The sequence below is a fragment of the Phycicoccus mangrovi genome, from assembly GCF_018729305.1.
In the GTDB taxonomy this organism is placed as follows: Bacteria; Actinomycetota; Actinomycetes; order Actinomycetales; family Dermatophilaceae; genus Phycicoccus; species Phycicoccus jejuensis.
This window is the reverse complement of sequence record NZ_JAHHWP010000004.1, coordinates 184,848-204,313: the sequence shown is the minus strand read 5'-3', so window position 1 is coordinate 204,313 and position 19,466 is coordinate 184,848. Positions and strand designations below refer to the sequence as shown.

Sequence of the window (19,466 nt, the reverse complement as noted above, 5' to 3'; positions counted from 1 at the left end):
ACTCGCGTGGCGGGTGTGACCGGGGGTCAGGCCGGGCCGACCCCGTCGCACGTGTCGATGACGAGGCTGACCGCCTGGGCCACCCGGGCCGGCGGCAGCGGCAGCCCGTCGGCGCCGGTGAGGTAGAAGGTGTCGAGCGTCTGCCCCGCGTAGGTCGCGATGTGCGCCGAGCGGACCGACATCCCCGCACCGGCGAGCGCCGCCCCGAGCTCGTGGAGCAGCCCCGGCCGGTCCTGCGCCCGCACCTCGAGCACGGTCGCCTCGGTGCTGGCGCCGGGCACGACGAGCGCCCGCGCCTGGCCCGGCGAGCCGATGCCCGACTCCCGCGAGGGCCGCGGCAGGTGGGCGCGGCGGCGGTCGAGGGTCTGCAGCGGCGCCCGGTCGCCACGGCCGAGCCGGGCGAGGCCGCGGACGATCCGCTCGGGGTCGGGGACGGCGCCCGAGGGCGACTCGACGTGCCACTCGTCGATGGCGATGCCGTCGACGGTGCGCAGGATGGCCGTGCGCACGGTGTGGCCCTCGGCGGCGAGCAGCCCCGCGGTGTCGGCGAACAGCCCGACCCGGTCGAGGTCGACGATGTCGAGGCGGTGCGACCCGCCACCCGAGACGACGGTGACCCGCGGCTCGCCGGCGCGCACCGCGGCCGCGACGTCGGGGTCGAGCGCGCCGGGCCCGGACGGCGCCTCGGCCCCCGCGGCGGCCGGGACCGGCTGTGGTGCGTCGAGGCGCGCCCGGACGGCGTTCGCCAGCTGGTCCAGCAGGGTCGAGCGCCAGTCGGTCCACGCGAGCGGGCCGGCGGCCGAGGCGTCGGCCTCCGAGAGCGCGAGCAGCAGCTCGAGCACCTCGCGGTCGCCGCCGACGGCCTCGACGGCGGCGTCGACGGTGGCCGGGTCCTGGTGGTCGCGCCGGGTCGCGAGCTCGATGAGCGTCAGGTGCTCGCGCACGAGCGTGACGAGGACCTCGACGTCGCGCGGCGGGAAGCCCCACCGGGTCGCGACGGTGCGCGTCGTCTCCGCGCCGGTCACCGAGTGGTCGTGCGCGCCACGGACCTTGCCGATGTCGTGGAGCAGCGCGGCGACGAGGAGCAGGTCCGGACGCGAGGTGCGCCGCACCAGCCCGGCCGCCCGGACGACGGTCTCGACGAGGTGCCGGTCGACCGTGTGCCGGTGCACGGCGTTGCGCTGCGGGCGCGAGCGGACGGCGGCCCACTCGGGCAGCCACTGCTCGACGACGCCGACCTGGTCCAGGCCCTCCCAGACGGTGACGAGCCCCGGCCCGGAGGCGAGAAGGTCACCGAGCAGGTCGCGCGCGGCCGGCGGCCACGGCTCCGGCAGCGCGGGCACGTGGGAGGCGAGGTTCTCGAGGGTCGTCGGGGCGACCGGCAGGCCGGCGCGCGCGGCGACGACCCCGGCGCGCAGCGCCATCCCGTCGTCGGTCTCGGCCAGGCGCGAGGAGCCGAGGACGACCTCGCCGTCGCTCGCGAAGAAGCCGTGGCCGAGCGGGGTCATCTGCGGGCGGCGCGGGCCGACCCGCAGCGTGCGGGCGCGCTGCGACTGACCGGCGCGGCGCACGGTGCCGTCGAGCGCGTAGGCGATGAGCCGGCCGGCGCCGGAGACGGCGGTCAGCAGGTCGTCGGCGTCCGGGAAGCCGAGCAGCGCGGCGACGGCGTCGTGGTCCTCGCGCCCGAGGCGGTCACGGCCGCGACCGGTCACGACGTGGACCGCGTCGCGGACGTCGAGGAGCAGCTCGTGGGCGCGGTCGACGCCCCCGTGCGGCCGGTCGGCGAGCCAGGCCTCGGCGAGCGCGGCGAGGACGGTCATGTCGCGGAGGCCGCCGTGGGCCTCCTTGAGCTCGGGCTCGATGGACTGCGCGAGGTCGCCCTGGCGGGCGTGCCGCGAGCCGAGCGCCTCGACGAGCTGCGGCAGGCGCTTGCGGGCGTTGCCACGCCAGTCGTGGGCGACGGTGGAGCGGGCGGCGGTCACGAGCTCGGCGTCGCCCGCCACCGCGGCGAGGTCAAGCATCCCGACGGCCGCGGTGAGGTCGGCGGCCGCCACCTGGCGGCACTGGGTGACCGTGCGGACGCTGTGGTCCAGGCGCACCCCGGCGTCCCAGATCGGGTACCAGACCCGGTCGGCGAGGGCGGTGAGCTCCTTGGCCGGCAGGGAGCGCTCGGAGTGCAGGAGGACGAGGTCGTAGTCGGAGAGGGGCCCGGCGTCACCGCGCCCGAGGCTCCCGACGGCGGCCAGGGCCACCCCCTCGAGGCGCACCCCGCCGGTCGCGGAGCGCCAGACCTCGGCGAGCCACTCGCGGTTGAAGGTGGACAGGGCCTCCCGGCGCGCCCGGCCGGCACCGGCGACGGCGAAGTCGCGGGTGCCGGCCAGGTCGAGCCTCCGGGAGCCGATGTCGCTCGAGGAGGTGGCCATCGCTCAGATCGCCTCGACCCCGCGCTCCCCGGTGCGGACCCGGGCGACCTCCTCGACGGGCGTCACCCAGACCTTCCCGTCACCGATGCGGCCGGTCTGCGCGGCCTTGAGGACGACGTCGACGACCGAGCTGGCGTCCATGTCGTCGACGAGGACCTCGAGGCGGGTCTTCGGGACGAAGTCCACGGTGTACTCCGCGCCGCGGTAGACCTCGCTGTGCCCGCGCTGGCGACCGTAGCCCTGGGCCTCGCTGATGGTCATGCCCTGGATGCCGAAGGCCTCGAGGGCCTCCTTCACCTCGTCGAGCTGGTGCGGCTTGATGATGGCGGTGACGAGCTTCATCACTTGGCTCCTTCGAGGTCGAGGCTCTCGCTGCTGCGGGTGGCGCCGGGGGCGGGGGTGGCCCCGCCGAGGCGGCCGCCGCGGGTCGCGAGCTCGTAGGCGGACTCGGCGTGCTCGGCCTGGTCGATGCCGGCGACCTCGACGTCCTCCGGGATGCGCCAGCCCATCGTCGCCTTGAGCGCCAGGGCGATGACGAGGGTGACGACACCCGAGACGACGAGCGAGGCGAGCGCGACGAGGACCTGGACGACGGTCTGCTGCACGCCACCACCGTAGAAGAGGCCGGTGCTCGTGGAGAGCAGGCCGGCGCCGATGGTGCCCCAGAGGCCGGCGACGAGGTGGACGCCGACGACGTCGAGCGAGTCGTCGAAGCCGAACTTGAACTTCAGGCCGACCGCGTAGGCCGACAGGGCGCCGGCGACGAGGCCGAGGACGATCGAGCCGAGGGGCGAGAGGGCACCACAGGCCGGGGTGATGGCGACGAGGCCGGCGACGACACCGGACGCGGCGCCGACGGAGGTGGCGTGGCCGTCGCGGATCTTCTCCAGGAGCAGCCAGCCCATCATCGCCGCGCAGGTCGCGACGGTCGTGTTGACCCAGACGAGGGCCGCGGTGCCGTCGGGGGCGAGCTCGGAGCCCGCGTTGAACCCGAACCAGCCGAACCACAGCAGGCCGGCGCCGATCATCACGAGCGGGACGTTGTGCGGGCGCATCGGCACCTTGCCGAAGCCGACCCGGACGCCGACGACGAGGGCGAGGACGAGACCCGCCATGCCGGCGTTGATGTGGACGACCGTGCCGCCGGCGAAGTCGATCGGCGCGACGTTCGCGGCGCCGTCGGTCGAGCCGAAGACGAGCGACGAGAGGCTCGTCTCGGCGCCGGAGAGCAGGCCGCCGCCCCACACCATGTGGGCGATCGGGAAGTAGGCGAGGGTCACCCAGAGGCCCGAGAAGACCATCCAGGTGGAGAACTTGACGCGGTCGGCCACGGCGCCGCTGATGAGGGCGACGGTGATGACGGCGAAGGTCAGCTGGAAGCCGACGAAGGCGAGCTCGGGGATGTTCCCGTAGCCCTCGTAGCCGAAGGGGTTGACGATCCCGTCGGTGCCGGCGAGGCCGAACTTCTCGAACGGGTTGGCGATGATGCCGCCCACGTCCTCGGAGCCGAAGGACATCGAGTAGCCCCAGAGGACGTAGACGATGCCGACGACGCCCATGGCGCCGAAGGACATCATCATCATGTTGAGGACCGACTTGGACCGGGTCAGGCCGCCGTAGAACAGCGCGAGGCCCGGGGTGGTCATGAGGAGGACGAGGGAGGCGCAGAGGATGAGGAACCCCGCCGACGCGTAGTCGACGGTCTCCGCAGCGTCTGCCAGCGGGAGGAGTGTCGTGCTCATGGACCAGTACTGTCACGGCCCCGGGTTTCACGACCTGCCGTGTCCTGTTACGCCGGTGTTGCGGGATCGGCGTCCGTGTAAGGAACGCGTTTCGCCGTCCGCCCGGTCCCGCATCGTGAGACCCGGTGCGACGATGGAGTGGTGCCCGCCCCCGTGACGCCCCGGCTGCCGGTCCTGCTCTTCGACGGCGACTGCGCCTTCTGCAGCTCGTCGGTGCGCGTGCTCCTGCGGCTGCGCCGCTCCCCCGCCGACTACGCGGTGGAGCCCTGGCAGCGGGTCGAGCTCGGGCCGCTCGGGGTCACCGAGCAGGCGTGCACCGAGGCCGTCCAGTGGGTCGCGGCCGACGGCAGGGTCTCGTCGGCGCAGGACGCCGTCGCGCGGGCGCTGCTCGCGTCGCGGCCGTGGGTGCGCCCGCTCGGGGCGCTCGTATTCGTGCCGGGGGTGCGCCAGGCGGCGCGGGCCGCCTACTTCTGGGTCGCGCGCAACCGGCACCGGCTGCCCGGCGGGACGCCGGCCTGCTCGGTCTGAGCCGGGCGCGGCGCCGCGGCGGGTGGCGGGTGGCGGCGGCGTCAGTCGATGATCGCGTCGACGAAGGCCTCGGCGTCGAACGGCGCGAGGTCGTCCGGACCCTCGCCGAGCCCGACGAGCTTGACCGGCACGCCGAGCGCGCGCTGCACGGCGACGACGATGCCGCCCTTGGCGGTGCCGTCGAGCTTGGTGAGCACGATGCCGGTGATGCCGACGACCTGCGCGAAGACCTCGGCCTGCTTCATGCCGTTCTGGCCGGTCGTCGCGTCGAGGACGAGGAGGACCTCGTCGACCGGGCTCTGCTTCTCGATGACGCGCTTGACCTTGCCGAGCTCGTCCATGAGGCCGGTCTTGTTCTGGAGGCGGCCCGCGGTGTCGACGAGCACGACGTCGGCCTCGAGCTCCGCGGCGGCCTTGACGGCGTCGAAGGCGACCGAGGCCGGGTCGGCGCCGTCGCGGTCCGAGCGCACGGTCGGGACGCCGACGCGCCCGCCCCACGTCTCGAGCTGGTCGGCGGCGGCGGCGCGGAAGGTGTCGGCGGCGCCGAGGACGACGTCCTTGTCCTCGGCCACGAGCACGCGGGCCAGCTTGCCGACGGTCGTCGTCTTGCCGGTGCCGTTGACGCCGACGACGAGGATGCACGCCGGGCGGTCGCCGACGCGCTCGTCGGCGAGCGAGCGGTCCATCGACGGGTCGACGAGGGCGAGCAGCTCCTCGCGCAGGAGGCGGCGGACGGCCGCCTCGTCGGCGGCGCCCTCGACGGCGACGCGGGTGCGCAGGGCGTCGACGAGCTCGGTCGTCGCGGCGACCCCGAGGTCGGCGGCGAGGAGGGTGTCCTCGACCTCCTCCCACGCGGCGTCGTCGAGCTTCCCGCCCGCGAGCAGCGCGAGCAGGCCGCGGCCGATCGCCGTGTTGGAGCGCGCGAGGCGCGCCCGGAGGCGGTGCAGCCGGCCGGCCGGGGCCTCCGGGGTCTCGACGGTCGGGACCGTCGGGGTGGGGGCCGGCGCCGGGGCGGGCGGCTCCTCCTCGACGACCTCGCCCGGGTGCTCGATCGTCCCGATCGCCCCGTCCGGCGCGAGCTCGGCGTCGGCCGGGCCGGGCGTGCCCGGCGCGTCGGCGCGCTCGGGCGCCTCGAGGTCTCGCTCGGCGCCGCCGCGGCCGCGGACGAGGCCGAGGACCACGCCCCCGACGACGACGAGGACGGCGACGGCGATGCCGACGTAGGTGAGGATCGAGTCAGTCACCCGGCCATCCTGTCAAGGCGACCGGCACAGCCCAAACCGGGCGGGCGCCCCCACCTCAGAAGATGGTGACCCGCTCCGCCTCCGGGAGGAACATCCCGTCGCCCGGCTGCGTCCCGAAGGCCTCGTGGAAGGCCGTGAGGTTGCGCGCCGCGTTGGCGCGCAGGTCCATCGGGCTGTGCGGGTCGACGGCGAGCAGGCGCTCGGCCTCGGCGGCGCGGGCCATCCCCCGCCAGACCTGCGCCCAGCCGAGGAAGAAGCGCTGGTCGCCGGTGAAGCCGTCGAGCTCGGGCGCGTCCTGCCCGCCGAGCGAGATCCGGTAGGCGGAGTGGCCGATCGTCAGGCCGCCGAGGTCGCCGATGTTCTCGCCGACGGTCAGCGCCCCGTTGACCGGCGTGCCGGGCGCGTCACGGGTCTCGAGGACGGAGAACTGCCCGATGAGCGCGTCCGCGAGCGCCTGGAACCGCTCGCGGTCCTCGGCGGTCCACCAGTCGCGCAGCTCGCCGCGTCCGTCGAACTGCGAGCCGGAGTCGTCGAAGCCGTGCCCGATCTCGTGACCGATCACCGCGCCGATGCCGCCGTAGTTGACCGCGTCGTCGGCGTCGACGTCGAAGAACGGGGGCTGGAGGATCGCCGCGGGGAAGACGATCTCGTTCATCCCCGGGTTGTAGTAGGCGTTGACCGTCTGCGGCGTCATGAACCACTCGGTGCGGTCGACCGGGCCGCCGAGCTTGGCGAGGTTGCGCTCGGCCTCGAACGCGCTGGCCCGCTTGACGTTGCCGAGGAGGTCGCCGGCCTCGACCTGGAGCGCGGAGTAGTCTCGCCAGCGGTCGGGGTAGCCGATCTTCGGGGTGAACGCCTCGAGCTTGGCGAGGGCCTCGGCGCGGGTCGCCGGCCCCATCCACGGGACGGCGGACAGGCTCTGCCGGAAGGCCTCGACGACGTTGTCGACGAGCTCGAGCATCCGCGCCTTGGCGTGCGGCGGGAAGTGTCGCTCGACGTAGAGCTGCCCGACGGCCTCGCCGAGTGCGTCCTCGACGAGGGAGACGGCGCGCTTCCACCGGTCGCGCAGCCGCGGGACGCCCGAGAGGGTGCGCCCGTAGAAGTCGAAGTTCTCCTCGACGAAGGCCGAGGACAGGTAGGGCGCGTGCGCGTGGACGACGTGCCAGGCGAGCCAGTCGCGCCAGGCCTCGACCGGCTCGTGGTGGAGCGCCTCGCCGAGCGCGGTGAGGTAGCCGGGCTGGCGCACGACGACCGCGGAGAAGGTGCGGGCCGGGGCCTGCATCCCCGCGAGGAAGGCGTCCCAGTCGATGCCGGGGGCGAGCGCGTCGAGGCCGGCGCGGTCGACGAGCGTGTAGGTCTTGACCGGGTCGCGGTTGGTCACCTTGTCCCAGTGGTGGGACGCGAGGTGGGTCTCGAGCGCGACGACGCGCTCGGCGGCACCCTGCGCGCCGAGGTACCCGGCGAGCTCGAGCATCCGCGCGACGTGCGGGGTGTAGGCCTCGAGCACGGCGGCGTGCTGCGGCTCGCGGTAGTAGGACTCGTCGGGCAGGCCCAGGCCGGCCTGCTCGAGGTAGACGACGTAGCGGTCGGGGTCGCGGTCGTCGGTGTTGACGAAGGGCACGACCGGCCCGAAGACGCCCTCGCGGGCCAGCTCGCCGAGCAGGCCCATGAGGCCCGAGGCGTCGCGGACGGCGGCGACCCGCTCGAGGTCGCCCCGCAGCGGCGCCGCGCCGAGGGCCTCGACGCGCGCCTCGTCCATGAAGCTCGAGTAGAGGTCGCCGACCTTGGCCGCGACCGTGCCGGCGGCGGGCGACCCGGCGGCCGTCTCCTCGATGATCGTCCGGACGTGCTCCTCCGCCGCCTCGCGCAGCACGTCGAACGTGCCGTAGCGCCCGCGGTCCTCGGGGATGGTCGTGCGCGCCAGCCAGCTGCCGTTGGCGAACGCGAACAGGTCGTCCTGCGGGCGGACCGTCTGGTCGACGCCGGCCATGTCGATGCCGGACCTCATCGGGGCGGCTCCTTCGCTCTCGGGGTTCGCCTCATTCGACCACACCCCGCGGACACCGGGAGCCGGGCGGCGCCACGCGCTCAGGCGGCGACGGTCTCGCGCTCGGGCTCCTGCCCCGCCGGGCGGCCCCCACGGTCGGCGCGCTCGCGCAGACCGGCGACCGCGGCCGTCCCGCGCTCCGTGAGGACCTCGCGACCGGCCCGGCGGGCGGGGACGGCCACCATCCCGAGGACGGCGACGGCGAGGACGACGAGGAGGAGCAGGGTGACGACGACCGCGAGCATGGGTCCATTCTCGGGATCCCGTGCGCGCGTGGCCAAATCGACACCTGCGCCGGGCCGCAACTAGGGTGGCGCACGTGACCGACCCCGGTGTCGTGTCGGCCGAGCCGACCACCGCGCGACGTCGGCGTCGACTGCCGTGGTTCACCGAGGTCCTCGTCGCCGTCGTGGCGATCGCGCTCGTCCAGGCCTTCCTCGTCAAGCCCTTCGGCGTCCCCTCGCAGTCGATGGAGAACACGCTGCGGATCGGCGACCGCATCCTCGTGGACCGGCTCGACCACTCCGTGGAGCGCGGCGACGTCGTCGTCTTCGGGCACGGCACCACGTGGCAGGACCGGCGGCTGCCCCCGGCGTCGAACCCGCTGGCCCGGCTCGCGCGTGCGGCCGGGGACGTGGTCGGCATCGGCCCGAGCAACACGTCCTACACGGTCAAGCGGGTCGTCGGGCTGCCCGGCGACCGCGTCGCCTGCTGCTCCGTCGACGGCCGGGTGACCGTCGACGACGTCGCCCTCGACGAGCCGTACGTCCACGGCGACCTGCCGTTCGTCCGCGGCAGCCTCGACTGCTCGAGCACCCCCCGCTCGCAGCGCTGCTTCCCCCAGGTGACCGTGCCCGAGGAGAACCTCCTCGTCCTCGGCGACCACCGCTCGGAGTCGGCCGACTCGGTGCTGGGCTGCCGGGGCTCGACCTCCGGGGGCGGCGAGTGCGCCCGCTTCGTCCCCGTCGAGCGCGTCGTCGGGCCGGTGGTCCTGCGCTTCTGGCCCCTCGGCTCCGCCGGCGGCCTGCCCCGCTGACCGGCTCCGCCCCCATCGGTCCCACCCGTCACGACATGTCGGGGTCACCCCGACATGTCCACGAGACAAGGGCTTCGAGCCGGGGTCTCGTGGACGAACCGGGGTCCCCGCGGTCGCCGCCGAGCGCTCCGCCCTGCGCGAACAGCCCTTTCGCGTGACCCGTCGGGCGTGGTCGGGTGGCCGGATGCGACTCCTCGTCCTCGGTGGCACCGCCTTCCTCGGCCGCGAGCTGGCCCGCGCCGGCCTCGGGCGCGGGCACGACGTCACCTGCGTGGCGCGCGGCCGTTCCGGAGCCCCCGCGGACGGCACGAGGCTCGTCCGGGCCGATCGCGACGACCCCGACGCCGGGCTCGGCGGGGTCGAGCACGAGGACTGGGACGCGGTGCTCGACGTCGCCCGCGACCCCGGCCAGGTGCGCCGGGCCGTGGCCGCCCTCGCCGGCCGCGTCGGTCACTGGGGCTTCGTGTCGACCGGCAACGTCTACGCCGACCACTCCGTCCCGGGCGCCGACGAGTCCACGCCGCTGCTCGCCCCGCGCGACGTCGGCGGCGACGACCCCGACGCCTACGGCGGCGCCAAGGTGGCGTGCGAGCAGGCCGTGCTCGACGGGCTCGGCCCGTCCCGGACGCTCGTGGCGCGCGCCGGCCTCCTCGGCGGGCCGGGGGACGCCTCGGGGCGCACCGGCTGGTGGCCGTGGCGGTTCGCCCGTCCCGCCGCGCCGGGCCGGGTCCTCGCCCCCGCCGCCCTCGGCGACCCGGTCCAGGTCCTCGACGTCCGCGACCTCGCCGCCTGGATGGTCCGCTGCGCCGAGTCCGGGACGGCCGGGGTCGTCGACGCGGTCGGTCCGACGACGACGCTCGGGCGGCTGCTCGAGGCATCCCGTGAGGCGGCCGGCGGTGCCGCCGAGGTCGTCGCGGCGGACCCGGCCTGGCTCGCCGAGCAGGGCGTCGACGCGTGGATGGGCCCGCGGTCGCTCCCGCTCTGGCTGCCGTTCCCCGAGTACGGCGGCTTCGCCTCGCGCACCGGCGAGGCCGCCCGCGCGCTCGGCCTGACGCACCGACCGCTCCTCGAGACCTTGCGCGACACCCTCGCGTGGGAGGAGTCGCGACCGGCCGACCAGCCGCGGCGCACCGGCCTCGACGACGAGGACGAGCGCGCCCTCCTCGCGGGCTGGGTGGAGGGGCCGGGTTCGTCCAGCGCGCGCGGATCCCGGTAGCCGAGTAGCGTCCCGGTCACTTCGACCGAGAGGAACACCATGAAGAAGGTTGCTCGTATCGTCGCCGTCTCGCTCATCGCGGGGGGAACGCTCCTGTCCACCACGCTGCCGGCCAACGCGTTCGTCAAGTGCGGACCGTGCCTCGGCTGCTGCGTGGCGCAGAAGTAGGACATCGCCGGGGCGACCCGGCACGGAGGGGCCGGGCGCCGGGGGTGCCCGGCCCCTTCCGTGTCAGGCGGAGGCGGCGACGTCGCGGATGCGCTGGCTGACGACCGTCGTCACGCCGTCGCCGCGCATCGAGACGCCGTACAGCGCGTCGGCGACCTCCATCGTGCGCTTCTGGTGCGTGATGACGATGAGCTGGCTGGAGTCGCGCAGCTCCTCGAAGAGGGTGATGAGGCGACCGAGGTTGGTGTCGTCGAGCGCGGCCTCGACCTCGTCCATGATGTAGAACGGGCTCGGGCGGGCCTTGAAGATCGCGACGAGCAGCGCCACCGCGACGAGCGAGCGCTCGCCACCGGAGAGCAACGAGAGCCGCTTGACCTTCTTGCCCGGCGGGCGCGCCTCGACCTCGATGCCGGTCGTCAGCATGTTGTCGGGGTCGGTGAGGACCAGGCGCCCCTCGCCGCCGGGGAACAGCCGCTGGAAGACGCGCTCGAACTGCTCCTTCGTGTCGAAGAAGGCCTCGGTGAAGACCTGCTCGACGCGCTCGTCGACCTCCTTGACGATGTCCAGCAGGTCGCGCTTGGAGCGCTTGAGGTCCTCGAGCTGGGTCGTGAGGAAGGTGTGCCGCTCCTCGAGCGCCGCGAACTCCTCGAGCGCGAGCGGGTTGACCCGGCCGAGCGCCGAGAGCGCACGCTCGGCCTTGCGCAGCCGCTTCTCCTGCTCCTCGCGGACGTAGGGCTGCGGCTCGGGGAGCGTGTCGGGGTCCTCCCCCGGCGCGGCGACGTGCGGGACCGGCTGGTGCGGCCCGAACTCCTCGACGAGGACGTCGGGGTCGACGCCGAGCTCCTCGACGGCCCTGGCCTGCAGCTGCTCGATGCGCGCCAGCTGCCGGGCGCGGGCCATCTCGTCGCGGTGCGCGGCGTCGGTGAGGTCGCGCAGCTCGTCCTGGACGGTCCCGAGCCGCTCCCGCAGGCCCGCCACGGTGCGGTCGCGCTCGACCCGCTCGGCCTCGGCGGCGTCGCGCAGGGTCCCGGCGCGGGTGAGCGCGGCGGCGACCTCCTCGACGGCCCAGGCGGCGGCCTCGTGGACGGCGGCGGCCACCTCGGCCTCCCGGCGGCGCTTCTCGCGCCGCTCGCGCAGCCGCTCGCGTGCGGCGATCTCGTTGCGGGCCGCGCCCTCGAGCGAGTCGGCGCGCCCGGCGAGCGAGCGGGCCCGCTCCTCCTTGGTGCGCAGGGCGAGGCGGACCTCGGTCTCGGCGGTGCGGGCACGGCTGGCGCCGAGCTCGAGGCGGTCGCGCTCGTCCGTCGAGGGGTCGGCGTCGTCGGCGGCCGGCTCCGCCTCCGCCTCGGCGAGGCGCTGGGCGAGGGCGTCGAGCTCGGCGCGGTCGGCCTCGAGGCGCTCCTGCGCGTTGGCGATGGCCTTCTCGGCGCGCTCGGCCTCGGCGCCGGCGGTGCGCATCGCGGCGCCGAGGCCGCCCAGGCGCTCGGCGACGGCGGCCATCCGGGCGTCGGACTCGTGGAGGGCCTCGAGCGCGGCGTCGACGTCGGTCTCGACGGCCGTCGCCTTCTCGCGGGCGGCGGCCAGCGCGAAGCGCGTCCGCTCGGCCCGCGCCGTGGCCTCGTCGAGGGTGGCCCGGGTCTCGTCGACGGCGGCCTGCACCTCGAGGAGGCTCTCGCCGGCGCTGCTGCCGCCCCGGGCCCAGCCGGGGCCGAAGACGTCGCCGTCGGCGGTCACGGCGGTGACGCCCGGGTGGCGGGCGACGAGGGCGACCGCGTGGGCGGCGGTCGGGACGAGGGCGACCCGCTCCAGCACCTGGTGCACGGCGGGCAGGACGGTGTCGGGGGCGGTGACGACGTCGCGCGCCCAGACGGCGTCGGCCTCCAGTGACGGCCACGACGCGGGGTCCTGCGGTGCGGCGGTCTCGCCGACGAGCAGCGCCGCCCGGCCCCCGTCGGTGTCGCGCAGCGAGGCGAGCGCGGCCGCGGCGGCGTCGGCCGACCCGACGGCGAGCGCCTCGGACGCCCAGCCGAGGGCGGCGGCGACGGCGGCCTCGTGGCCGCCGGAGACGTGGACGAGCGCCGCGACCGCCCCGATGACGGCGTGGGCGTCGTCGGCGGCCTCGAGCAGCGTGGCGGCGCCGTCCTTACGGCGCAGGCTCAGCTCGAGCGCCTCGAGGCGGGCCTGGGCCGTCGAGCGGTCGCGCTCGGCCTCGCGCTCCTCCTGCTGGAGCCGCTCGACCTCCGCCTCGGCCTCCGCGAGCCGCTCGGCGGCCGCCTCGTACGTCGTGTCGAGGCCCTCCTCGCCCTCCTCCTCGTGGGCGATGCCGCCTTCGAGCGAGGCGAACTCGCGCTCGGCGTCGGCGGCGCGCTGGCGGGCCTCGGTGACGAGGGCCTGGAGCCGGCCGATCTCGGCCTCCCCCGCCTCGATGCGGCTGCGCCGGGCGCCGACCTGGCCGGCGAGCTTGGCCAGGCCCTCGCGACGGTCGGCCGCGGCCCGGGCCAGGCGGGCCAGTCGCTGCTGCTCGGCGCTGAACGCCTGCTCGGCCTCCTCGCGGGCGGCGACGGCGTCCTGGAGGGCCTGGGTCGTCTCGGCGATCTCGGCCTGGAGCAGCTCCTCGGCCTCGCGGGCCCGGGCGGCCTGCGCGCGCAGCTCCTCCGGGTCGCGGCCGGAGGTGCTCTCGTGCACCTCGTCCTGCGAGAGCAGGCGCACCCGCTCGGCGGCCACCGAGCCGGTGGACTCGAGCCGGTCGCGCAGGCTCTGCAGGCGCACGACCCGCTCCTGCGCGCGGCCGAGCTCGGGCGCGGCGTCGGCGGCCTGGCGCTCGACCTCGGTCAACCGGCCGCGGACCGTCGCGAGGGCGTCCTCGACGGCGGTGCGGCGCTCGAGGAGGGCGGTCTCGTCGGCCACCTCCCGCTCGACGATGCCGGTCAGCTGGACGAGGTCGTCGGCGAGCAGGCGCAGGCGGGCGTCCCGGACGTCCGCCTGGACGACCGCGGCCCGGCGCGCGGCCTCGGCCTGGCGCCCGAGCGGCCCGAGCTGGCGGCGGATCTCGCCGGTCAGGTCCTGGACGCGGGTGAGGTTGCCCTCCATCTGCTCGAGCTTGCGCAGCGCGCGTTCCTTGCGGCGGCGGTGCTTGAGGACGCCGGCGGCCTCCTCGATGAACCCGCGGCGCTCCTCGGGCGTCGCGCGCAGCACGGTGTCGAGCTGGCCCTGGCCGACGATGACGTGCATCTCGCGGCCGAGGCCGGAGTCCGACAGCAGCTCCTGGACGTCGAGCAGGCGGCATCCCGTGCCGTTGATCGCGTACTCCGAGCCGCCGCCGCGGAACATCGTCCGGGTGATCGTCACCTCGGTGTAGTCGATGGGCAGGGCGCCGTCGGTGTTGTCGATCGTCAGGCTGACCTCGGCGCGCCCGAGCGGGGCGCGGCCGGCGGTGCCGGCGAAGATGACGTCCTCCATCTTGCCGCCACGCAGGCTCTTGGCGCCCTGCTCGCCCATGACCCAGGCGAGCGCGTCGACGACGTTGGACTTGCCCGAGCCGTTCGGTCCGACGACGCAGGTAATGCCGGGCTCGAGGCGCATCGTCGTCGCCGAGGCGAAGGACTTGAACCCCTTGAGGGTCAGCGTCTTGAGGTACATCGGCGGGTCGTCTCTCGCAGGGGTCGGGCGGCCCCGGCCGCGGCCGGGTCGCGGGCGATGCTACCGGGGTCGCGGCGCGGTGGCGGGACGCGGCATCCCGCCGGAGGTGCCTGTGACCCCTGGGGCCACCGAGGCTGCTGTGCCTGGTGGGACGCCGCAGCCGTCCCCACCGTCACCCCACCTGTCCCACGCGTATCGGGTCACCCGATACGACCGCGCTGTACCCGGGAACCGTTGTCGGGTGAAGCGCACCGGTATCGGGTCACCCGATACGCGTGTGGTCCGGGGATCGGGGTCAGGAGCCGGCGCCGGCGATGTGCTCGTGGTGGTGGATGACCTCGGCGATGATGAAGTTGAGGAACGCCTCGGCGAACTGCGGGTCCAGCCCCGACTCGTCGGCCAGCGCCCGCAGACGCGCGACCTGGCGCTCCTCGCGGCCGGGGTCGGCGGCGGGCAGCCCCGCGGCGGCCTTGAGCTCGCCGACGGCCTGGGTGCACTTGAACCGCTCGGCGAGCAGGTGCACGAGCGCGGCGTCGATGTTGTCGATGCTCGAGCGCAGCCGCGCGAGGTCCGGGGGGATGTCGCTCACTCCACCATCGTAGGAACCCGTGGCCGGGCCGGCGCACGGCGTCCGGAGCGCGAGAGCGCGGCTCAGCGCTCGCGGAAGCCGCTCTCCCCCTTGGCCGGCGCCCACAGCGGCGCGGACACGAGGGCCACGTGGCCCGGCCGGCCGGTCGTCGACGGCTCCTCGGCGAGCAGCCCGTGGAGGGCCTCGACGGCCGCGCGCGGCCCCTCGGCGACGACCTCGACCCGCCCGTCCGCGGTGTTGCGCGCCCAGCCGGCGAGCCCGAGCTCGAGCGCCCGCGCCCGGGTCCACCAGCGGAAGCCGACGCCCTGCACCCGGCCGCGGACGAACACCGTCGCCCGCTCGGTCCCCCGCTGCTCCTGGTCCATCCCGTGATCCTAGGAACCGCGCGGCCACTCCGTCACAGCCGCCCCACAGCGCGCCTCCGTCACGGCGGCCCCCCGCGTCACTACCGTTCCAGCATGGACCCGGTCGCACCCGCGGCGCCCGACGGGGGCGGTGGCGTCACCACCGCGCCCCGCCCGGTCGACGACGCCTCCCGGTCGGGCCGCCGGCTCCCCGGGCTCGACGGCCTGCGCGCGCTCGCCGTCGTCGCGGTCGTCGTCTTCCACCTCGACCCGGGCTGGCTGCCCGGCGGGTTCCTCGGCGTCGACGTCTTCTTCGTCCTCTCCGGCTTCCTCATCACGACGCTCCTCCTGCGCGAGCACGCGAGCACCGGCCGGGTCGACCTGCGCGGCTTCTGGACCCGGCGCGCCCGGCGCCTGCTCCCCGCGCTCCTCGTGCTCGTGCCGTCCGCCGTGCTGCTGGCCCGCGTCGCCGAGGGCGACCTGCTCGTCGGCGTCGGTCGTCAGGTGCTCGGCGCGCTGACCTTCACCTCGAACTGGCTCGAGGTCGCCGCCGGCACCGACTACTTCGCGGCGACCTCCCCGACGCTGCTGGCCAACCTCTGGTCGCTCGCGGTCGAGGAGCAGTTCTACCTCCTGTGGCCGCTCGCGCTCCTCCTCCTGCTGCGGGCGGTCCGGCAACCCGAGGCCCGCGCGGCGACGGCCCTCGGGCTCGGGCTCGGCTCGTCCCTGCTCATGGCCCTGCGCCTGGACCCCGACGCCCCGACGCGCGTCTACTACGGCACCGACACGCACGCCACCGGCCTCATGGTCGGCGCCGCCCTGGCCCTGGCCCTCGCCGCCCCCGGCCGCGCGGGGACGTCGAGCGCCCTGTGGGAGCGCCACCGGCGCACCATCGGGGCGCTCTCCCTCGCCGTCCTCGGCGCGCTGATGGTCCTCGCCGACGAGCAGTCGTCGCTGACCTTCCGCGGCGGCATCCTCCTCGCCTCGCTCGCGACGGCCGGCGTGGTCCTCGTCGTCGTCGAGCGCCCCGGCCGCCTGCGCGCCCTGCTCGAGCTGCCCGCCGCGCGCTGGGTCGGGTCGCGCAGCTACGGCATCTACCTGTGGCACTGGCCGGTCGTCCTCGTCGTCGGGCAGGACATCCCCGTGGCCCCGGGTGGTCTCGACTACGTGCTGACCCGCGGCTGGGCCGTCCTCGTCACGGTCGCGGCCGCCGACCTCTCCTACCGCTTCGTCGAGACGCCCGTGCGGCGCCTCGGCTTCGGCGGGGCCTTCCGGGCCCTGGCCCGCCGGATGCGTCGTGCCGGCACGCGGCGGGCCCGCACGGTGTGGGCCGTCCTCGTCGTCGCCGCCGTCGCGACGACAGCGGTGATGGCGACCGCCCCGGACCGCACCGCCACCGAGCGGATGATCGAGGCCAACGAGGCGGCCCTGGCCCGCGAGGCCGCCGCCACGAGCGCGGCGCCGACGCCCTCGGCCACCCGCTCCCCCGCCTCCGCGCGGCCCGCGGGCACCCGCCCGACCGCCGTCGACTGGAGCATGCCCACGGGCGCGGAGGTCGACGCCTTCGGCGACTCGATGCTCGTCGGCGCCAAGCAGGCGATGGAGTACTACTTCCCGAAGATCCGCATCGACGCCCGCTCCAACCGCCGCTGGAGCGAGGCGCCGAGGCTCGTCGGGGCCCGCGGGGACGGGCTGCGTCGGGTCGTCGTCCTCGCCTTCGGCACGAACTTCGGCACCGATGCGCGCTCCATCGAGCGGACGCTGCGCGAGATCGGGCCCGACCGGATGGTCGTCGTCCTCACCGTGCACGGCCGCTACGCCCGCGCCGCGTCGGACAACGAGCAGCTGCGCGAGGTCGTCGCCGGGCACGACAACGTCGTCGTCGCGGACTGGGACCGGGCGCTGGCCGACACGAGCGGGATGCTCCAGTCGGACGGCATCCACCCGAGCATCCGGGGGGCGCACCTCTACAGCTCGACCGTCCGGGCCGCGATGGCGCAGCTGTCGGAGCACAAGACCGGGAAGCCGGTGCGGCTCAAGCCGATCCCGCTGCCCTGACCCTGCGCGGGCGCGGCTGGCAGCGCGGGCACGAGAACGAGCTGCGGTTCATGAACTGCTCGCGGCGGATGGGGGTGCCGCAGCGTCGGCACGGGCGGCCGGCCTGGCCGTAGGCGGCGAGCGAGCGGTCGAAGTAGCCGGAGGCGCCGTTGACGTTGACGTAGAGGGCGTCGAAGCTCGTCCCGCCCTGGCCCAGCGCCTCGGTCATCACGTCGGTCGCGTGGTCGAGGAGGGCACCGATGCGCGGCTTGGTCAGGGCCGACGCCGGCCGCTCGCCGTGCACCTGTGCGCGCCACAGCGACTCGTCGGCGTAGATGTTCCCGATGCCGGAGACGACGGTCTGGTCGAGCAGGACGCGCTTGACCGCGCTGTCCTTGGCCTTGATGCGCCGGATCGTCGCGGCCCGGTCGAACGCCGGCTCGAGGGGGTCGGGCGCGATGTGGGCGATGCTGAGCGGCACGCCGGCGTCGTCGAGGTCGGCGAGGGCGAGCCCGCCGAAGGTGCGCTGGTCGACGAAGCGCAGCTCGGGGCCGCCGTCCTCGAAGGTGAACCGGCCGTGCAGGTGCTTCTCGTCGGGCGCGGCGGCGTCCTCGACGAGCAGCTGGCCGCTCATCCCGAGGTGGAGGATGAGGCCGACGGAGTCCTCGAGGTCCCACCAGAGGTACTTGCCGCGGCGGCGCACGGCGGCGACCCTCCGGCCCTCCAGGCGGTGCGCGAGGTCCTGCGGCCCGGGCAGGTGGCGGCGCGCGACCCGATGGCCACGCAGCTCGACGGTTGCGAGACGCCGGCCCTCGACGTGCGCGGCGAGGCCGCGGCGGACGACCTCGACCTCGGGGAGCTCAGGCACCGCTCGGGCGGCCCTCGGGCGGCTCGTGGGCGTCGCGGATGGCGGCCCAGCCGTGCGCGGCGGCCTCCTGCTCGGCGACCTTCTTCGTCCGGCCGGAGCCGCGGCCGAGGACCTGACCGCCGACGACGACCGCGGCCTCGAAGGACTTCGCGTGCTCGGGGCCGTCCTCGGTCACGACGTACTCGGGCGAGCCGAGGCCGTGGCGCGAGCTGATCTCCTGCAGGCTCGTCTTCCAGTCCAGGCCGGCCCCGAGGGTCGCGGACTGGGCGAGCAGCGGGTCGACGAGGCTGTGGACGAGCTCGCCCGCGGCCTCGATGCCGGCCGACTGGTACACCGCGCCGATGACCGCCTCGACGGTGTCGGCGAGGATCGAGTCCTTGTCGCGGCCGCCGGTGCTCTCCTCGCCGCGGCCGAGGAACACGAAGTCGCCGAGGCCGAGCGTGCGCCCGACGTCGGCGAGGGCCCGCATGTTGACCACGGCGGCGCGCAGTTTCGCGAGCTGCCCCTCCGACTCGTCCGGGTTGGTGTCGTAGAGCGTCGTCGTGACGACGAGCCCGAGGACGGAGTCACCGAGGAACTCGAGCCGCTCGTTGTGCGGCAGTCCCCCCATCTCGTACGCGTACGAGCGGTGGGTGAGGGCACGCCGGACCAGCGCCTCGTCGACCGGTCCGCCGGTCACCTCCGAGAGGTGACCGACGAGCTCGGCGACGGGGCGCAGGGGCGCCAGTGCATCGGCCGAGGCCGACCCCTTCCCCATGGGGAGGGGTGTCAGCCCTGGTGCTCGGTGCGCTCGGCGGCGCCGAAGTGGCGCCCCTTGTAGGTGCCGCAGGACGGGCACGCCATGTGCGGCTGGGTCGGCGCCTTGCACTGCGGGCAGGTGGTCGTCGCGACGACCGTCGCCTTCCAGTTGGCGCGGCGCGAGCGGGTGTTGGAGCGCGACATCTTCCGCTTCGGAACGGCCACGTCAGGTCCTCTTCTCTGTCGGCGTGGACGGGTTCTCGGCCAGGGCCGAGAGCGCCGCCCATCGGGGGTCGATCTCGTCGTGCTGGTGCTCGGGGTCCTCCGCGAGCGGCTGTCCGCACACGGAGCAGAGCCCGGGGCAGTCCGGCCGGCACACCGGCTGGAACGGCAGCGCAGGCACCACCGTGTCCCGGACCACCGGGTCGAGGTCGATGTAGCCGTCCTCGACGCGGTACTCCTCGTCGGCGTCCTCGTCCCCCACCTCGTGGTGGTGGTCGTGGCGATCGGCGTGAACGAACAGCTCCTGGAAGTGACCGTCGAGCGGGACGCTCACCGGGTCCAGGCACCGCACGCAGGCGCCGGTGGCCGTGCCGCGCACCGAACCCGTGACGAGCACGCCCTCGACGACGGACTCCATCCGCAGCGAGAGGGACAGCGGGCTGCCCTCCTCGACGCGGATGACGTCGGTGCCGAGGTCGCTCGGCGCCCCTGCCTCACGCTCCAGCTCGTGCATCGTCCCGGGTCGACGGCCCACGAGCTTGGTGTCGAGCACCAAGGGGGACCGGGGATCGAGACGCGACATGGGCTTTCGGTGGGGTCGGGACGGGTTCGGGTCACGCCGCACGGA

Annotated in this window: 18 protein-coding genes; 5 read left to right on the top strand and 13 right to left on the bottom strand. The window is 75.2% G+C overall.

Features of this window, described 5'->3' with window-relative positions; genetic code table 11:
• Positions 1 to 26 precede the first annotated feature (26 nt).
• The 3 genes from KMZ30_RS02035 to KMZ30_RS02025 are packed head-to-tail and all read right to left on the bottom strand — an operon-like array spanning position 27 to position 4,165.
• Entirely contained in the window at positions 27 to 2,423 is a 2,397-nt protein-coding gene (locus KMZ30_RS02035) for a [protein-PII] uridylyltransferase (RefSeq protein ID WP_215511166.1), read from the bottom strand.
• Positions 2,424 to 2,426: 3 nt separating this feature from the next.
• Positions 2,427 to 2,765, bottom strand: a complete 339-nt coding sequence (locus KMZ30_RS02030) for a P-II family nitrogen regulator (RefSeq protein WP_030527957.1) — start codon at positions 2,763 to 2,765, stop codon at positions 2,427 to 2,429.
• The gene (locus tag KMZ30_RS02025) at positions 2,765 to 4,165 is read right to left on the bottom strand and encodes an ammonium transporter (protein WP_215511165.1); all 1,401 of its coding nucleotides are present in this window, start codon (positions 4,163 to 4,165) and stop codon (positions 2,765 to 2,767) included. Before KMZ30_RS02025 ends, KMZ30_RS02030 begins: the two co-directional genes overlap by 1 nt.
• 141 nt (positions 4,166 to 4,306) lie before the next feature.
• Here KMZ30_RS02025 and KMZ30_RS02020 point away from each other — a divergent pair, with 141 nt between their 5' ends.
• Positions 4,307 to 4,693 carry a thiol-disulfide oxidoreductase DCC family protein gene (locus KMZ30_RS02020; protein WP_215511164.1) on the top strand — a complete coding sequence of 129 codons (387 nt, stop codon included), beginning with the start codon at positions 4,307 to 4,309 and terminating at the stop codon, positions 4,691 to 4,693.
• 41 nt (positions 4,694 to 4,734) lie between these two features.
• Here KMZ30_RS02020 and ftsY read toward each other — a convergent pair whose 3' ends face one another.
• The 3 genes from ftsY to KMZ30_RS02005 all read right to left on the bottom strand — a co-directional run bounded on the left by ftsY (position 4,735) and on the right by KMZ30_RS02005 (position 8,229).
• Positions 4,735 to 5,937 carry a signal recognition particle-docking protein FtsY gene (ftsY, locus tag KMZ30_RS02015; protein WP_215511163.1) on the bottom strand — a complete coding sequence of 401 codons (1,203 nt, stop codon included), beginning with the start codon at positions 5,935 to 5,937 and terminating at the stop codon, positions 4,735 to 4,737.
• Positions 5,938 to 5,992: 55 nt separating this feature from the next.
• Positions 5,993 to 7,945, bottom strand: a complete 1,953-nt coding sequence (locus KMZ30_RS02010; RefSeq protein WP_215511162.1) for a M13 family metallopeptidase — start codon at positions 7,943 to 7,945, stop codon at positions 5,993 to 5,995.
• Between the two features lie 80 nt (positions 7,946 to 8,025).
• Positions 8,026 to 8,229 (bottom strand): hypothetical protein, encoded by a 204-nt coding sequence (locus KMZ30_RS02005; RefSeq protein WP_215511161.1) that lies wholly within the window; start codon positions 8,227 to 8,229, stop codon positions 8,026 to 8,028.
• 74 nt (positions 8,230 to 8,303) lie between these two features.
• Here KMZ30_RS02005 and lepB point away from each other — a divergent pair, with 74 nt between their 5' ends.
• The 3 genes from lepB to KMZ30_RS21990 all read left to right on the top strand — a co-directional run bounded on the left by lepB (position 8,304) and on the right by KMZ30_RS21990 (position 10,404).
• A complete protein-coding gene (gene lepB, locus KMZ30_RS02000; RefSeq protein ID WP_308279526.1) occupies positions 8,304 to 9,020 on the top strand; it encodes a signal peptidase I in 717 nt (238 codons plus the stop codon).
• Between the two features lie 184 nt (positions 9,021 to 9,204).
• On the top strand, positions 9,205 to 10,236 hold the full coding sequence (locus tag KMZ30_RS01995) for an NAD-dependent epimerase/dehydratase family protein (RefSeq protein WP_215511160.1): 1,032 nt from the start codon (positions 9,205 to 9,207) through the stop codon (positions 10,234 to 10,236).
• 39 nt (positions 10,237 to 10,275) lie between these two features.
• On the top strand, positions 10,276 to 10,404 hold the full coding sequence (locus tag KMZ30_RS21990) for a hypothetical protein (protein WP_264318873.1): 129 nt from the start codon (positions 10,276 to 10,278) through the stop codon (positions 10,402 to 10,404).
• Positions 10,405 to 10,467: 63 nt separating this feature from the next.
• Here KMZ30_RS21990 and smc read toward each other — a convergent pair whose 3' ends face one another.
• From smc to KMZ30_RS01980, 3 genes are all read right to left on the bottom strand, one after another.
• Positions 10,468 to 14,040, bottom strand: coding sequence for a chromosome segregation protein SMC (smc, locus tag KMZ30_RS01990; RefSeq protein ID WP_215511159.1), 3,573 nt, complete (start codon positions 14,038 to 14,040; stop codon positions 10,468 to 10,470).
• Positions 14,041 to 14,335: 295 nt separating this feature from the next.
• Positions 14,336 to 14,629: a chorismate mutase gene (locus KMZ30_RS01985; RefSeq protein WP_036829645.1), complete on the bottom strand. Its 294-nt coding sequence runs from the start codon at positions 14,627 to 14,629 to the stop codon at positions 14,336 to 14,338.
• A 62-nt stretch (positions 14,630 to 14,691) separates the two neighbouring features.
• The gene (locus KMZ30_RS01980) at positions 14,692 to 14,994 is read right to left on the bottom strand and encodes an acylphosphatase (protein ID WP_215511158.1); all 303 of its coding nucleotides are present in this window, start codon (positions 14,992 to 14,994) and stop codon (positions 14,692 to 14,694) included.
• A 93-nt stretch (positions 14,995 to 15,087) separates the two neighbouring features.
• On the opposite strand from KMZ30_RS01980, the gene KMZ30_RS01975 reads away from it, so the two are divergent.
• On the top strand, positions 15,088 to 17,031 hold the full coding sequence (locus KMZ30_RS01975; RefSeq protein WP_215511157.1) for an acyltransferase family protein: 1,944 nt from the start codon (positions 15,088 to 15,090) through the stop codon (positions 17,029 to 17,031).
• Here the strand turns inward: KMZ30_RS01975 and mutM are convergent.
• From mutM to KMZ30_RS01955, 4 genes are read right to left on the bottom strand one after another with little or no spacing between them, the layout of a single operon-like run.
• Positions 17,009 to 17,878, bottom strand: coding sequence for a bifunctional DNA-formamidopyrimidine glycosylase/DNA-(apurinic or apyrimidinic site) lyase (mutM, locus tag KMZ30_RS01970; protein WP_215511156.1), 870 nt, complete (start codon positions 17,876 to 17,878; stop codon positions 17,009 to 17,011). The two genes, KMZ30_RS01975 and mutM, sit on opposite strands and share 23 nt — an antisense overlap.
• Positions 17,871 to 18,635: a ribonuclease III gene (rnc, locus tag KMZ30_RS01965; protein ID WP_207023242.1), complete on the bottom strand. Its 765-nt coding sequence runs from the start codon at positions 18,633 to 18,635 to the stop codon at positions 17,871 to 17,873. The genes mutM and rnc overlap by 8 nt, the downstream gene beginning before the upstream one ends.
• Positions 18,636 to 18,646: 11 nt before the next feature.
• The gene (gene rpmF, locus KMZ30_RS01960) at positions 18,647 to 18,841 is read right to left on the bottom strand and encodes a 50S ribosomal protein L32 (protein ID WP_030527944.1); all 195 of its coding nucleotides are present in this window, start codon (positions 18,839 to 18,841) and stop codon (positions 18,647 to 18,649) included.
• Position 18,842: 1 nt separating this feature from the next.
• Entirely contained in the window at positions 18,843 to 19,421 is a 579-nt protein-coding gene (locus tag KMZ30_RS01955) for a YceD family protein (RefSeq protein WP_030527943.1), read from the bottom strand.
• Positions 19,422 to 19,466: the final 45 nt, after the last annotated feature.

Excerpts from the sequence above, each read along its gene's own strand:
- KMZ30_RS01975 (WP_215511157.1), top strand. The coding sequence starts at position 15,088 with ATGGACCCGGTCGCACCCGCGGCGCCCGACGGGGGCGGTGGCGTCACC.
- KMZ30_RS02025 (WP_215511165.1), bottom strand. The coding sequence starts at position 4,165 with ATGAGCACGACACTCCTCCCGCTGGCAGACGCTGCGGAGACCGTCGAC.
- KMZ30_RS01980 (WP_215511158.1), bottom strand. The coding sequence starts at position 14,994 with ATGGACCAGGAGCAGCGGGGGACCGAGCGGGCGACGGTGTTCGTCCGC.
- KMZ30_RS02035 (WP_215511166.1), bottom strand. The coding sequence starts at position 2,423 with ATGGCCACCTCCTCGAGCGACATCGGCTCCCGGAGGCTCGACCTGGCC.
- KMZ30_RS21990 (WP_264318873.1), top strand. The coding sequence starts at position 10,276 with ATGAAGAAGGTTGCTCGTATCGTCGCCGTCTCGCTCATCGCGGGGGGA.
- KMZ30_RS02010 (WP_215511162.1), bottom strand. The coding sequence starts at position 7,945 with ATGAGGTCCGGCATCGACATGGCCGGCGTCGACCAGACGGTCCGCCCG.
- KMZ30_RS02005 (WP_215511161.1), bottom strand. The coding sequence starts at position 8,229 with ATGCTCGCGGTCGTCGTCACCCTGCTCCTCCTCGTCGTCCTCGCCGTC.
- smc (WP_215511159.1), bottom strand. The coding sequence starts at position 14,040 with ATGTACCTCAAGACGCTGACCCTCAAGGGGTTCAAGTCCTTCGCCTCG.
- KMZ30_RS02030 (WP_030527957.1), bottom strand. The coding sequence starts at position 2,765 with ATGAAGCTCGTCACCGCCATCATCAAGCCGCACCAGCTCGACGAGGTG.
- KMZ30_RS01995 (WP_215511160.1), top strand. The coding sequence starts at position 9,205 with ATGCGACTCCTCGTCCTCGGTGGCACCGCCTTCCTCGGCCGCGAGCTG.
- rnc (WP_207023242.1), bottom strand. The coding sequence starts at position 18,635 with ATGGGGAAGGGGTCGGCCTCGGCCGATGCACTGGCGCCCCTGCGCCCC.
- KMZ30_RS01955 (WP_030527943.1), bottom strand. The coding sequence starts at position 19,421 with ATGTCGCGTCTCGATCCCCGGTCCCCCTTGGTGCTCGACACCAAGCTC.